Source organism: Chitinophaga sp. Cy-1792, assembly GCF_011752935.1.
GTDB lineage: Bacteria > Bacteroidota > Bacteroidia > Chitinophagales > Chitinophagaceae > Chitinophaga.
Genome location: NZ_VWWO01000002.1, coordinates 1,253,902 through 1,268,493 on the forward strand (window position 1 = coordinate 1,253,902; position 14,592 = coordinate 1,268,493).

Here is a 14,592-nt window from a genome sequence, read left to right on the forward strand (position 1 = left end):
CGAATTTCTCAGAAGCTAAGATCAGTCAGTAACCGGTGGGCAAAGGCGCATTTGATCAGCATGGCTGTATTTCGTGCGTTTAGTTTACCCATGAGGTTGCGGCGGTGACTATCTACGGTATCGGAGCTGATAAACAGTTTGGCTGCAATTTCGAGATTGGTATGACCATCAGCGATCAGTGACAATACTTCTTTTTCTCTTTTGGTGATATGCAGCGAAGATTTGATGTTTTTTGCATGCGCTTCCAGTTCCGGGGAGAGAAATATTTTCCCTTGCAGGACGGTGCGGATGGCGGTGATGAGTTCCTGTTTATCGGCGTTTTTGATCAGGCAGCCGCTGGCACTGTTTTCCATCATTCGTTCGATGTTGTTGTCATGCTTGCTGTAACTGAGTGCAAGGATGCAAACGGAAGGGTATAACTGTTTGATGCGATGACATAAATCTGCGGAGTCCATATCGGGTAATGCGGCATCAAGCAATACCAGGTCAACGGGGTTTCGGGCGAGAAAGTCCAGGCATGATCTGGCTGTTCTTGCTTCTCCACTGATGTCTATACCGGCTTCCAGGTGCAACAATGCTCTCAGTCCTTCCAGGATCATTGGATGATCATCTACAATAAAAAGACGAGCCATGGTTTTTCTTTGTTTGCTGTGAAGGCGGGCTTGCGATTTTGTGGCATAGCCTTATCGGGTTATCTTAAAAAAGGTTTCATGTGCCAGTATCTAAGATAGAGAAAAAATATTTTAGTGCAATAACATTACATGATGAGCATTGCTTCTGCCCATCCGGGTCTGATGTCCGGGTTTACAAAACTGATGAGTGAGAGGCCGATACCGCTGATCCCTTCCAGCATATTGTAGCTGGTCTGGAAATCAGGATGCTGATAGTATTTATATCCTGCGGCGCCATCTGTCCATCTGCTCTGATGAATGGTATGCTGGTACCAGTGATCTGCATTTTCCAGGAGTGCGGCGTTGTTGTTGTAAATGCCGGCCTGTTGCAGGATGACGGCGATGCCTGCGCTGCCGTGACAGAGGCAGGCGTCGTAAACGATACCGTTTTCCTGGTTGCGGTGGGCCGCGATATTATTAAAGATCTCATAAGCGATAGCGGTCCATTCCGGTTTTTGCATCCGTATGCCGGCGTCTTTGAGACTCACAGCGATGCCAAGGTCGCCATAGCACCATCCCAGCCGGCTGTTGGTGTCTCCTGCGGTGATATCCTGTTCGTCTATCAGCACGGGGAAGAGGGAGTGGCCGGGATCCCGGTCTTTATTGCGGGTGCTGAGCAGCCAGTTGACAGCGCTGGTCACCATTGGTGCGATCATATCGCGGGCAACACCTTTTTCGTATATCCGTGCCAGTATGGAGATGATGGCCGGGTTGCCATGTGCGAGGCCGAGGTTAAAGAGGTTACGGTGCTTATTATCTTCTGAGGTGGCGGTGGTAGAGAAGAAGTCTTTCCAGGCGATGCCTTGCGGCAGCTGGTGAGCCTGTGCATGGAGTCCGAGTACCAGTTTCTCCAGTTGTCGCCTGGCATGGGCATCCGGCAGTCTTTTCAGAAAATACAGGGCAGCTCCCAGTCCCTGGTGCAGGAAGTCGATATGTTGCTGGTTCAGGTCAGCTTCCATAAATTCGGCCAGGGCCATATCTATTTCTGCGAAGGTTTCGTCAAGGTCGTCCTGGTCGATATAGCCACATTCAGCCAGGTGGAGCAGCTGCCAGGAGATGCCGGAGAGTCCGCTGCAGTGGGAGCCGTCCAGCGTTAAATTGCTGATGGCCTCCAGGCTGCGCTGGATGATATGATAGGTTTTGTCCAGGAAGGCTTCATTACCGGTGAGCTGATAATAATACGCATAGAACAGGGCAGCGCCGCTGTACCCACCCAGCAGACCCGGGTATTCCGTATTGGCGGAAAAGTCGTCCAGGGCTATGCTGATACGCTCCAATATTGCTGCTGCCATTCTTTTATTCTCCATAAAAAATATTTTCTCTGTTGAGTATAGATAAAAAGGCAAAACATGTACCTGACTATGTACATGTTTTGCCAACAGATTATTAATGAATATAGATGGCCATGCCATTCGCTGCAGCTGATCCGTGGGATCAGAATCTGCAGGAGTCGTCGCTGCAAACAGGAGCACCCATGCTCGTGTTGGCGCGGCAAACCGTAGAACAGAGGATAGTGCAGGTACCGGCTGTCAATGCCTGTGCATCAACTTTTACGGTATTCAGACTGGCTACCTTGATTCTGCCCAGTTGCAATTTTTTCTGAGACTGTTTTTTCATAAAACGTGATTGATTACATGAATTTAAGTAGGATCACTGCTTTAGTGTCTGCAGGAATCATCGCTACAGATAGGTGCACCCTGGCTCAGACAGGCAATTTTGAATGAAATGGACACCACACTCACTGATGTATCAATGAACGATTTGCTGCCCATCGCAGCCACTTTTATTTTGCCTAAGCTCAATTTTTTAACTACAGCTTTTTTCATAAAAACAGGTCTGTTTTTGGGTGATCAAAAGGATTAGTTCTGATTAAATACAGGTGTCTTTAGTGATCGGAGGTGTGCATTTAAAGTTGCTGCAACCGATATAGGTAGGAGCTTTAGCATCACCATTGTGGCTGTTGTCAAGTTTGGCCACCTTGATCTTGTTCAATGTCAGCTTTTTTGCTGTTGTTTTTCTCATAACCGTTTTTTTTGGAAGATTAAAAAATGAATATCGTGGGCGTAGGTTTATTTCGAGGATTTAAATTTGTTGTACTTACAGGTGTTATCGTTGTTTTATAAAAGTAGCAACAAACTGAATTGCAGTGAATCACGGAAAAACGTGATTTTTTGATAGATGTTTAAACGTATAATATCCCGGTTTTACGTGATGTTCCGCCAGCGCATTAACATTTACCTTCAGTATCTATCAATAAATAACCATGATTTCTGCAGAAAAATTTTTTGCGGTACGTACACCATTGTTACCGGCCGACTTTATCCTTCGTTTATCACAGCTTACACCGGAAACCCTGCCCGCCGCCATGAAGGAGATATTCCAGGACCCGTTCATGCAGGATGCCATCTATATTGCTTCTCCTGAGCTTTTCCAGGAAATGAAACGATGGCTCGATGGCGACTCACTCCCGGAAAAGGAAGAAACCAAACTAAGCACGGCATTATACCGCTATGTACTACGTATGAGCTCCCGCTGTACACCCTACGGACTCTTTGCCGGCTGTGCCACGGGTACCGCCAATGACTATACGAAAATATCGTTATCGGCACCGCAACAGCACCGCAGGCATTGTCGCCTCGATATGAACTACGTAGCAGAACTGGCTGCCAGTATTGTCGCCATTCCGGAAATTAAAGAACAGTTGCTGTTCTACCCCAACAACTCATTGTACAGATCCGGCAACAGGTACCGCTATGCGGCCTATTCCATTAAAAATAAATTCCGTAACTACTTCCTGACCGCCGTCAATAGCAGTGAATACCTCGACGCCATGCTGGAAACAGCTGCCGGCGGGGCTACGCTGGAGGCTATACGACAATCGGTAGTCAGTGAAGAAAATGATATCACCTGGTATGATGCCTCCGCATTTACAGAGGAACTCATCGCCAACCAGCTGCTGGTAAGTGAGCTGGAAGCCACGGTTACAGGGGAAGAGTTTTTTAGGCGGTTATTACGCCGGCTGGCAGAAATCCCCGCAGCAGCAGAAATACTGCCGGCACTAAAGGCCATCGCGCAACAGCTGGAAACGCCCGGACTCGCCGCCTATATGGAAATCAGCAGACTGGTGAAAGCGCTGCTGCCGGGCACCAGCAGCAAAGACCTCTTACAGACAGACTTATTTTTAAACACACCCCAGGCGCAGTTGTCTGAAAGTCTGCTCGCAGACCTGAGTACACAGGCCGCCGCATTGATGCAGCTGTCAAGGCCCGGCGCCGGGGAAGACATGGAGAAATTCATTGCTGCCTTTTCAGCGCGCTACGAAGACCAGGAAGTGCCACTGAACCTGGCGCTGGACACCGAAGCAGGGATCGGCTACGGACCCCAGGGTAACGGAGCCGACCATACGCCCTTGCTCGACGACCTGGTACTACCCGGCGTCGCCGGCACTGATACCATCCAGCGCTCAAAAATGCTGGAATACCAGATCAGGGAGCTGCGGGAAAGTGCGGCCCATGGCTGGCAGGAAATACGTATTACGGAGGAGGGCCTCGCCAGACTTTCAGAAAAAAGTACAATACCCTTCCCGGGAAGTATGTACCTGATGGGTAAGCTGATGGCTGCCAGCAATGATGCTATCGATGCAGGCGACTACACCTTTGATATGAGCGGCATCAGCGGGCCTTCGGCAGGGAACCTGCTGGGGCGCTTCTGCCATGGGGATGCAGACCTCAGCGGAAAAGTAACAGCCGCCCTGAGAAAGGAAGAAGCCCTGCAACCTGATGCGATCTACGCAGAAATCGTACACCTGCCGGAATCACGTACCGGGAATATCCTCATGCGGCCACGGTTACGCGACTACGAAATCGTGTACCTGGCTGCCAGCGAGGCTCCCAGGGAAATGCAAATACCTGTCGACGACCTGATGGTCAGCATCCGGGGCGGAAAAGTACGGCTACGTTCCAAACGCCTCAACAAGTGGATCATACCGCGCCTGAGCACCGCACATAATTACCGCAACGGTCTCGGTATTTACAGGTTTCTCTGTGAACTGCAACACCAGGACTACCGCACGGGCTACTCCTGGCAATGGCTGGTGCCGGACGACTGGACCCGCCTGCCCAGGGTAACCTACGGTAAAATAATCCTTAGTAAAAATACCTGGACCTGGCGTAAAGATAAAGCTACGTTTAACCGTGGCCGTTATCAGGAAGAAATCAATGCCTTCCGGCAACGCTGGCAGGTGCCGCGGTTTGTGGTGCTGGTGGAGGGTGACAATGAATTGCTCCTTGACCTCGACAATGCGGCCTCCTGTATGCTGCTGGGTAAATCCATGGAAAAGCAGGACAGGCTCATGTTGCAGGAATACCTACAGACGCCGGACCAGTGCTGGGTGACAGGAGACGCTGGGAAATACACCAATGAACTGATCATTCCGCTCTTTAATGATGCCGGGGGCATCGTTTTGCCGCCACTGCCACCACAGCAGGATGTCGTACAACGTACGTTCGTTACCGGTAGTGAATGGCTGTATGTAAAGGTATACTGTGGTACCCGCACCGCGGAAGATATGCTGAAAGAGGTAGTGCTGCCGCTGGTCGCCGGACTACAGGAGGATGCCGTTATTGATAAATGGTTTTTCATCCGCTATACAGACCCCGACCATCACCTGCGCCTGCGCTTTCACCATGGCTCCCGTAAAGGATTCTGGGCGATCGTACTGGAACGGCTGTACGAAAAAATGAGTGCCTCCGGCAATACGTCGCTGGTGAGCAGGTTACAAACGGACACGTATACACGTGAACTGGAAAGGTACGGTACCACAACGATGGATTTCAGTGAAACAGTATTCCATATAGACAGTGACTTTGTGCTGGGTGTGATCGACTTGCTGGACGATGAAGCCGGAGAAGATTACCGCTGGCTGATGGGGGTGGCAGGTACAGACCAGCTGCTGGATATATTCGGGTTCAGTCTGAAAGAGAAAGCACATTATATGCAGCAGCTGCAACAGGGATTTTTTCAGGAGTTTAAGGGAGATAAAGACCTGATGCAGTTGTTGAATGATAAGTTCAGAAAAAACCGGGGAGTGATTGAGCCAGCATTGAGTGGGGAACTGCCGGAAGTGGTACTGCCATTGTTCGCGCAGCGTAGCAACCGTTTGCGGGAAGCCACCGCTGCCAGTAATAACTTCGACAAGTATCAGTTGCTGAGCAGCTATATTCATATGTTTCTCAACAGGATGCTGCTGGCCGGACAACGCAGGCATGAGCTGGTCATCTATCATTTCCTGGACAGGTACTATCAGTCTGCTTTGGCAAGGGCGGGTAAGCAGCAACCAGCAGCACGTTAAGAGGGGATCCGCGTCGGTCATATTTCTAAAAACCCATATAGCTAACAATAGGTGGGTGTATTTCGTTAATATGTAAAAATGGTAGGAGAACCGGTAGTTTATATACAAACACTTTCCGGTACTCTTCTGATCTTTGCTATGCATTTCGGTTAAAAGATCTGCAAGCATTGCATCTGATTGTTTACATATTAAACCTTATTAAAAATGAAAACTAGAGTACTTGGAAAAAGTGGCCTGGAAGTTTCCGCGCTGGGATTGGGTTGTATGGGCCTGAGCTTTGCCTATGGCGAAGCAATGAACAGGCAGGACGCTATTAAATTATTACGCGATGCCTATGCAGCAGGCATTACCTTTTTTGATACTGCTGAAGCCTATGGGCCTTATGATAATGAAATACTTTTAGGCGAAGCCTTCGAAGGTATACGTGACAAAGTGGTGATCGCTACAAAATTTGGATTTAAAGAAGGAAAGCCACCATTGGGCGTTGATAGTCGCCCTGAAAACATCAGGGCAGTGGCGGAAGCCTCTTTGAAACGTCTCAGAACCGATTATATCGATCTCTTCTATCAACACCGTGTAGATCCTGCCGTACCAATGGAGGATGTGGCCGGCACTATCCAGCAGCTGATAAAAGAAGGTAAGGTGCGTCATTGGGGTATGTCGGAAGCCGGTGTGGGCGCTATTCGTAAGGCACATGCCGTACAGCCGGTAGCTGCATTGCAGAGTGAATATTCCTTATGGTGGAGAGAGCCTGAAGCTGAGATTTTCCCGGTACTGGAAGAACTGGGTATCGGGTTTGTGCCTTTCAGTCCGCTGGGCAGAGGTTTCCTGACAGGCGCCATCAATGAAAATACGCACTTCGATGCCAACGACTTCCGTAATACGCTGCCAAGGTTTGCAGAAGAGAACAGGAAAGCTAACCTGGCATTTGTAGAACTGTTGAAATCCATAGCAGCCGCCAAAAAGGCAACAGCTGCGCAGATAGCCCTGGCATGGCTGCTGGCACAGAAACCTTGGATCGTACCTATTCCGGGTACTACCAAACTGTCACGACTAAACGAAAATATCGGCGCCGTAAACCTGGAGCTTACCCCAGCCGACCTGGAAGCTATTGAAAATGCGGCCGCCAGCATCAATATCCAGGGCGCCAGGTATCCTGAGGCAATGCAAAAAATGACCCAGCGATAAGTTGGTTATTGATAAATCACCGTAAGGTAAATAAGTAAAATGAATCTGGCAGAGGGATTAAACCCTTTAGCCGGATTTATTTTTTATAAAAGAAATTTTATTATGTAGATTATAGCATGATGAAGTCGTTTTTATTTCTCTGCCTATGTTTTCTGCTGGTGAATGTTTTGCCGGTTGCTGCACAACAAACTGATGCTACAGCGGTAGCACAATTGCAAAGAGCGATTAGCAAGAATATAAGAGTGCCGCGAAGTATGGCCGAAACCTGCGTTGAGCCTGTTTATGCCACAGCTAAACTGATGTACAGGAATGGAAAGCTGCTGGATACCATGTTGTTTGTAGGGTCGGTGTTGCCTGACTGGAAGGCTTCTCTGACGAGTTTATTACCTATTTATAACGAGGCAGACTGGAAACATATTTTTCCTGCCAGTGCGAAGCAGCAGAATTTTGATATCTACCTGCCTTTTGTATGTTATTTTCCGAAGTATAATGGTATGGAGGAATTGTTGGCGTGGAAAAAAATGTCGCTGCTGGATAAAGATATCGCAGCTTCAAAAAGTACATTTCCCTATTATTCCATGAACATCGTAGATGTGAAATCGTATGGACCTATACCTTAAGCACCTGCGCAATATTAGTTCATCGTCCGGTAGGCATTGGGCGTACTTCCTACGCGTTGTTTAAACAGCCTTGTAAAGTGCTGCGGGTATTTAAATCCTAATTCGTAAGCAACCTGACTTACGGATTTATCCAGATCAAAAATCCTTTCCTTTGCCAGTTCAATCACTTTGGACTGTATATACTCCTGCGCGGAAATGCCTGTTTCCTTTTTGATCATATCACCGAAATAGTTGGCAGAGAAATGTAATTCCTTTGCACACCAGGCAACGGTTGGCAGGCCAATGCTGACAGGCTTGTCGGAGTTGAAATAATCGGCGAGCAATCGTTCGAATTTTTGAAGTACGCCGCGGTTGGTAGTATCGCGGGTAATAAACTGACGGTCGTAAAAACGGATGCAGTAGTTGAGGAATAATTCAATATTGGAAACGATGAGCGTTCTGCTGTGTTTATCGATCGCATGCTGCAGCTCATACTGGATCTTGAGAAGACAGTCATATACAATCTGTCTTTCCTGTTCAGACAGATGTAATGCCTCATTTACATCATAGGAAAAAAATGAATATTCCTGGATATGTTTGCCTAAGGTGGTGCCGTTCAGGAGTTCAGGATGGAAGAAGAGAGCCCATCCTTTAGGCTGATAGTTTTTGTCCTGGCGCTGTACGGTAAGCACTTGTCCGGGGCCGGTAAACACCAGGGTCCCTTCCTGGTAATCGTAGAGATTACGGCCGTATTTCAGTTCGCCACATTTCACTTCCTTCAGGTAGATGCCGTACAAGCCAAAATTGTATGATTTAGTTTCGGGCCAGGGCCTGGCTTTAGACAGGTCAATGACCGTTACCAGCGGATGCAGGGTGGCTACGCCCCGAATATCGTTGTACTCTGAAATACTATCGAGTTTTACAATCTCTTCCATGGGAAATGCTTAATACTGCTAAATTAACCTTTATCGGTCATTTATCGGTTACTGGCATGTCATATCGGTAATATTGGTAGATAAAACCGTAGCCGGTATACAATAGCCCTGTTAATTATAAACTTAATATCTTTTTGAATTGTTACCCAGTTAATTGTGAAGATATAACAGGAGCTGATACTACCTGTAGGTCATCTTCCGGAAAAAGTAAAAATGGTAAAAATTACAGTAATTGGTATACTGGCTACAATCGGGGATATGCTGAAATTTGTCCGGCAAATGTTAAAGCAAAAACTATGGAATCATATTCAGATAAGGGCATTCCAGCCCCAGAAGAATGGTTTACCGGTCGTGTATGGATAAACATGACCGTGAAACCTGAGGACGGCTATAATGTAAACATTGCCATTGTAACCTTTGATCCCACGGCCCGGACTAAATGGCATACGCATACTTCCGGGCAGATATTGTTTGTTACGGAAGGCCATGGCTATTACCAGGAGAGAGGAAAGCCTATCCGGCTGATCATGCAGGGAGAGGTGGTGAAAATACCTAAAAACGTAGAACACTGGCATGGCGCTACACATCATCATCCGATGCGGCATATCGCCATCATATCTGACTACAGTAACGATACAACTACCTGGCTACAGGCCGTGACCGAAGAAGAATACAATGCATTTGTACACCCGGCATATCCTGTACTACAGCATTTATCAGCTGCGGCCAAAGAAAACCACGACCAGCTTTGGGCGGGATACAGATCGCAGACAGCCATCACAGATCCTGAACTGAAAGAGCTCTTCGGTAACTTCGCTTTTGACGAAGTGTTACAGCATGATTCCATGGACCTGAAAACGCGGCTGCTGGCTATTATGGCAGCCACCATCGGGTGTCTGGCAGTGAGCGAATTCCGTATGTTCGTACATGCAGCCCTGAACAATGATATTACACCAGTAGAAATCCGCGAGGTGGTATATCAGGCGGTGCCATATGTTGGACTGGCGAGAGCGATCGATTTCCTGCATGCTATCAATGATATCTTTCAGCAGAAAAAAATATCCCTGCCATTGGAAAACCGCGGTGTTACCACGCCGGAAACGCGTTTTGAGAAAGGGCTGGCATTACAAAAGGCAATTTTCGGTACCAACATCGAAAATATGTACAAGAATTCGCCTAAAGACCTGTTGCATATTCAGCAATTCCTCTCCGCCAACTGTTTTGGCGATTATGTGACCAGGAAAGGACTGGATATAAAGACCAGGGAGCTGCTTACCCTGTCTTTCCTCGTAGGCATGGGTGGCACGGAAGCGCAGATAAAAGGGCATATACAAGGCAACGCCAACGTGGGTAACGACCGCAAAACGCTGATCAGTTTACTGACGCAGTTGTTACCATATGTAGGTTATCCACGTACACTCAATGCGATTGCTTGTTTGAATGAAGTGCTGCCACCAGCGGCGAAAGCGGCGCAATAATATTTCGAAATATAAAATATAAATGGCCTGTTGCTTCTGCTTCAGGCCATTTATATTTTATAGCGATTTAATGAATTTTACCAGGTTATCGCGATCTGCTTTGGATAGTGCAGCAAACTGGTTTTTGCTTTTCTCTCCTTCGCCGCTATGCCAGAGGATAGCCTCTTCCAGCGTTCTGGCTCTGCCGTCATGGAGGTAATACGGAGTGCCATTGGTCTTTTCGAAGAGTCCGATGCCCCATAGTGCAGGTGTTTTCCATTCGCTGCCATTAGCTTTGAAATCGGGGCGCCCATCGGCAAGGCCGTCGCCCATGTCATGCAACAGGAGGTCCGTATAGGGGTGTATACGTTGATTGCTCAACATAGGATAACGTGTATCCACACCTGTTAGTACGGTTGGTTTATGGCAGTTATCGCAGCCAATAACGGTAAAGAGTCTTTCCCCGCTTTGTACCTGTGGGTCCGTAGTATTTCGGCGGGCAGGTACGGCCAGTGTCTGGAGATAGTATACGGTGGCATTCAGTATTGTATCCGGTAACTCGGGATCATCTTTCAGGCCATCGTATTGTGATTGCCCGTAGCAGCTTTCCTGGGGAAATACGCTGCTGGTAATGCCCATGTCCTGCTGGTATGCAGCGGCTGTCTGTGTCAGCAGGGTAGCGGTATTGGCTTTCATGCCGAAGCGACCCAGCATTATTTTCTGTTGTACCGGATCATATACATAATTGGGTCTGCCGCTGATACCATCCTTATTCTGATCATTTTCATCCGCGTAGGAAAGTATTGTAGACTCAGGAATTAACTGCAACAGGCCTAAACCAAAGAAAGGAGGGGCCATGCGCGGTGATGTCATGAGTCCTGCGGGTAAAGGCAGATACGGATTTTGTAATGTATAGGCGGGCTTGCGCAGCGTCGTAACACTATGGTCCGCATAGGTAAATACTTCTTCCGTATACTGGATGTTTACTTTGGCTTCCGGTGTTTTTCCGAAAACGGCAAGGTCCTGCAATTGCAGTCCGAAGCCGGGAACAGCCAGGGGGCCACCATTGACATCAGTGCCAGGAATACTAAGACGTATCAGCATGGAAGAGGTAACGGTACCTGTGGTAGGATTACCTTTTCCGTCGTTATGATGGCAGCTTTTGCAACTGACATTGTTGAAGATAGGCCCCAGTCCGCTGTTAATAGGGGCTGGTGCGGTAACGAATGTCTGGTCAACGGCTTTATCTCCCAGGTCATGAATATGCTGATCATAAACGCTGAGTCCTGGTACACTGTTGCCAAATGCTTTGCTGGTTTCATCAAATACAGTGGCGATACCGCCACTCAGCCTGGGATCGTAATCACCATCGGCGAAAGTGGCGGGTTTGGTACATCGGATCAAAAGGGACGGCAGCATCAGTAATATTGCTGCCAGGTATACTTTTTTGATTCTCATGAATCTTTATTGTTGTGGATGTTAATCCTTGATATTAGTTTTGATATATGTCATCAGGTCGCCTTCCAGTGTTGCTTTCAGGGTTACGATGGCAGTCATGGCTTGCTGTACCTGCACGCGCTGAGAGATAATCGCCTGTTCATAAGGGAGTGTGATGGCGTTGAAGCTGCTGATGGCTGCTGCAAACTGTTGCTGAATTTTATTGTCCAGCGAGATGTTTTTTGCCGCTACCAGTTTGTTAAGTCCGTTGCCCTGGTTACCCAGGAAATTGCCCATGTATACGTTATAGGCGCCCTGGATATTGTTTTTGAAGTCTGTAGCTGAGTTGCCACTGAAAGGTGATTCCACTATTTTAGGGTCCTGTGCATCATAAGGTTCTTTCATTTTACCTTCACCCACTTCGCCGCAGATATCTGCGAGTGCAGTAACGATGGCAACATATACGTCCAGTTTTTTGGCGTAGGGCTGTGTGCCGGCGCCTGCATTGAGTACTTTGCTGGCGTAGTTGTCTGTTGTTGTCCAGCTATCGTACAGCATGGCGCAGGTGGCTTTCAGGTCGGTGGTCAGACTGGTGATATATTTCTTCTGGCGTGCAGTGATATCTGCTGCCTTGCGTTTACCATCGCGGCCCCAGAGTACATATTCAATAGGGTGGTAACCTCTCAGGGAAAGTGTACTCAACAGGGCGATGTCTGATGGTTCCAATGCGTTGCTGCTGTTAAGTAAGGAGTCCATCTGTACATAGTCTACCGGCCATGTATCCATGTTTGGATCATAGCTATCATCTTCTACGGGGCCAAGCAGGTAGCCTTCGCATTGCTCCCATGTGCTGCGCATATCGCGCCATGCCTGCTGTGCGGCGGCAAGGTTGGCATCAGTTGCATTCTGGTTCAGGGCCGTGACTACATTGTTGAAGTTGGTGGCTTTATCTTTAAGGTCCGCATATCCGCCGATAGCGGTTTTATTTACAAAGTCCTTTAATACGGAGGTTTCCAGTGTATTGAAATCTTCTGTGGTCGTATTATTACTGCTGCTTTTAGAGCAGGAAGAAATGATAGTAGCGCAGACAAAAATTATAGCGAAGGTTTTTTTCATGGTTTTCGTATTTATATATGGATGATAAGATTGGTGGGTGTTGTTTCTGTAACGAGCACTGGTAGCGGCTTTTCGGCTGGTCCTTTGGTTACAGTTCCCTGTTTGCTGAACTGACTGCCATGTAAACTGCAATAGTAGCCATTTCCCGTAGCCACCAGCTGGTTGTCGTGATGGGTGCAGCGAAGCAGTAATGCGCGGAAAGTGTTGTCCGGATTTTTTTGCACTGCGATTTCATAATCGAAGTTTTTCGGACTGATCACCTGGAAGCTGTTACTGTTAAACAGGGAGAGCGGTACTTCAACGCGATTGTTGACGGCGCTGGCTGTGAAACCCTTGCTGGCAGTGCCACAGGAAGATAGCAGGTCGGCAGCAGAAAAGGTAACTGCGCCTAATAAACAGAACCTGCAGGCTTCTTTCAGAAAACCTCTTCTGTCGTTTTGCATGGATAAAAGTTTAGGGTGACTTAATCAGAAAGAATAGCCAATACCTACATTGAGGAAAGTATTGCTCGTTCTGTAAGGTACACGTGCTGGGCTTGGATTGATGACCAGGTCCGGGTTTTCGTCGCCGGTATGCATTAGCCTGACATCCGCCTTTATGACAACATTTGGTATCGGCAGATAGCTGAGGCCAGCGATGAGGTGTTGTTGTTTTAGCGTACCATCGTAGATACCATTATCTGGGATAGCTGCGTTCAGGTCGAACAGTTCATATCTTGCAAAAACATTAAACTGCTGTTGTTTCAGCTTTTCCTGGTGTTCGAATATATTGTAGGCAATCTCGCCGTAGGCGCCATACATCAGCTTACTCACGTTTTTTGCATAGGCTTTATTGATGTCAGCCGCATCCGGGAAGGAGATGATTGTGCCGAGTGCTTTAAATGCAAACCCGTTATGGTTGTACATGATGTCGGCTTCGCCGAGATATAGCGGCAGACTGAAAGCGCCATGCGATAATTGCAGGCTGTCCGATTTGCGGGCGTTCAGGCCGTTGGTACCACCTGTATAGCCGGATACCTGGAAGCGGAAGTCTTTCCAGTAATATTGCAGGGAGGCCGTCAGTGCGATGTTGTTGGCAGTGGCGCCCATGCCTTCTGCGCGTCCATCCACGATACCGGTGCCATGTGTGAAATCGGCGTCATTGAGGCCATTCAGCAAGGCGATGGAATAATTCAGTGGAAGCGTGCGTGCGTGGCCATAGAAGCCGATGCCCAGTTCACGCCAGGTGGCAGGAATCACGTAAGTCTCTACCAATGGTCTTTCTACACCATTGAAATTGACAGGAAGATGGTTTTCGTTGAGGATACCTATGCGAGGCACAAACAATCCTGCTACGAAATACTGCCTCGCGTTGAGGTTGAATTTCACATACGCCTGTTCCATGGCTATTTCACCTTTGAATCCGCCGTTGTTGTCGGCACCAGGTGCTACTTTGGCGTTTTCCAGTTCCAGCTCACTGAAGAAGGAAATTTTTGAATTAAACTGATGGCCTACAAAAAGCACCGCTCTTTCCAGGGTGGCATGTGCCATCTGTTCGTTGAAGTCGCGCTGATAAAACGCAGACCCATAGCCGGAAATTACTGTTTTGTTTTTTGATGTTCCTGCAGTCAGCGAATCCTCACCTGTGTTAAGTACCAGCCGTTGTGCCGGTGTGATCGTTTGCTGTGAAAAGAGAAATTGAAAGGGTAGAATACAACCTATCGCCAATAGGGGTATGGCTCTTTTTAGTGTCATATACAAATTTGATTGGCTGCAAATTTCATTTTAAAAATAAAACTATGTTTACGCGATACGGAAAATTCAGGAAAGCATAAATGGATTACTTTTTATGCTGTTTAGG

At 47.8% G+C, this 14,592-nt stretch carries 14 protein-coding genes; 4 read left to right on the forward strand and 10 right to left on the reverse strand.

Annotated features, from left to right (window positions below; all coding sequences use genetic code 11):
• Positions 1 to 8 precede the first annotated feature (8 nt).
• The 5 genes from F3J22_RS19205 to F3J22_RS19225 form a co-directional block, all read right to left on the reverse strand.
• Positions 9 to 632 (reverse strand): response regulator transcription factor, encoded by a 624-nt coding sequence (locus F3J22_RS19205; protein ID WP_167019560.1) that lies wholly within the window; start codon positions 630 to 632, stop codon positions 9 to 11.
• A 125-nt stretch (positions 633 to 757) separates the two neighbouring features.
• The gene (locus tag F3J22_RS19210; RefSeq protein WP_167019561.1) at positions 758 to 1,978 is read right to left on the reverse strand and encodes a lanthionine synthetase C family protein; all 1,221 of its coding nucleotides are present in this window, start codon (positions 1,976 to 1,978) and stop codon (positions 758 to 760) included.
• Positions 1,979 to 2,105: 127 nt separating this feature from the next.
• Positions 2,106 to 2,288, reverse strand: a complete 183-nt coding sequence (locus F3J22_RS19215) for a hypothetical protein (RefSeq protein WP_167019562.1) — start codon at positions 2,286 to 2,288, stop codon at positions 2,106 to 2,108.
• Between the two features lie 41 nt (positions 2,289 to 2,329).
• Positions 2,330 to 2,497, reverse strand: coding sequence for a hypothetical protein (locus F3J22_RS19220; protein ID WP_167019563.1), 168 nt, complete (start codon positions 2,495 to 2,497; stop codon positions 2,330 to 2,332).
• Positions 2,498 to 2,540: 43 nt separating this feature from the next.
• Positions 2,541 to 2,693, reverse strand: coding sequence for a hypothetical protein (locus F3J22_RS19225; protein WP_167019564.1), 153 nt, complete (start codon positions 2,691 to 2,693; stop codon positions 2,541 to 2,543).
• Positions 2,694 to 2,934: 241 nt separating this feature from the next.
• Here F3J22_RS19225 and F3J22_RS19230 point away from each other — a divergent pair, with 241 nt between their 5' ends.
• The 3 genes from F3J22_RS19230 (at position 2,935) to F3J22_RS19240 (ending at position 7,829) form a co-directional block, all read left to right on the forward strand.
• Positions 2,935 to 6,021, forward strand: coding sequence for a lantibiotic dehydratase (locus F3J22_RS19230; RefSeq protein ID WP_167019565.1), 3,087 nt, complete (start codon positions 2,935 to 2,937; stop codon positions 6,019 to 6,021).
• A gap of 204 nt (positions 6,022 to 6,225) precedes the next feature.
• Positions 6,226 to 7,209, forward strand: a complete 984-nt coding sequence (locus tag F3J22_RS19235) for an aldo/keto reductase (RefSeq protein WP_167019566.1) — start codon at positions 6,226 to 6,228, stop codon at positions 7,207 to 7,209.
• Positions 7,210 to 7,325: 116 nt separating this feature from the next.
• Positions 7,326 to 7,829 (forward strand): hypothetical protein, encoded by a 504-nt coding sequence (locus tag F3J22_RS19240; RefSeq protein WP_167019567.1) that lies wholly within the window; start codon positions 7,326 to 7,328, stop codon positions 7,827 to 7,829.
• 14 nt (positions 7,830 to 7,843) lie between these two features.
• Here F3J22_RS19240 and F3J22_RS19245 read toward each other — a convergent pair whose 3' ends face one another.
• Complete coding sequence (locus F3J22_RS19245) at positions 7,844 to 8,743, reverse strand: AraC family transcriptional regulator (protein WP_167019568.1); 900 nt, start codon at positions 8,741 to 8,743, stop codon at positions 7,844 to 7,846.
• A 296-nt stretch (positions 8,744 to 9,039) separates the two neighbouring features.
• Between F3J22_RS19245 and F3J22_RS19250 the strand changes: the two genes are divergently transcribed.
• A complete protein-coding gene (locus F3J22_RS19250; protein WP_167019569.1) occupies positions 9,040 to 10,221 on the forward strand; it encodes a carboxymuconolactone decarboxylase family protein in 1,182 nt (393 codons plus the stop codon).
• A gap of 57 nt (positions 10,222 to 10,278) precedes the next feature.
• Here the strand turns inward: F3J22_RS19250 and F3J22_RS19255 are convergent, their stop codons facing one another.
• Genes F3J22_RS19255 through F3J22_RS19270 form a run of 4 tightly spaced genes read right to left on the reverse strand, consistent with a single transcriptional unit; the run spans position 10,279 to position 14,486 of the window.
• Positions 10,279 to 11,658 (reverse strand): di-heme oxidoredictase family protein, encoded by a 1,380-nt coding sequence (locus F3J22_RS19255; protein WP_205195417.1) that lies wholly within the window; start codon positions 11,656 to 11,658, stop codon positions 10,279 to 10,281.
• 21 nt (positions 11,659 to 11,679) lie between these two features.
• Positions 11,680 to 12,753 (reverse strand): imelysin family protein, encoded by a 1,074-nt coding sequence (locus F3J22_RS19260; protein ID WP_167019570.1) that lies wholly within the window; start codon positions 12,751 to 12,753, stop codon positions 11,680 to 11,682.
• Positions 12,754 to 12,764: 11 nt separating this feature from the next.
• On the reverse strand, positions 12,765 to 13,196 hold the full coding sequence (locus F3J22_RS19265; RefSeq protein ID WP_167019571.1) for a ubiquinol-cytochrome c reductase iron-sulfur subunit: 432 nt from the start codon (positions 13,194 to 13,196) through the stop codon (positions 12,765 to 12,767).
• Between the two features lie 24 nt (positions 13,197 to 13,220).
• Positions 13,221 to 14,486 (reverse strand): hypothetical protein, encoded by a 1,266-nt coding sequence (locus tag F3J22_RS19270; RefSeq protein ID WP_167019572.1) that lies wholly within the window; start codon positions 14,484 to 14,486, stop codon positions 13,221 to 13,223.
• Positions 14,487 to 14,592 lie beyond the last annotated feature (106 nt).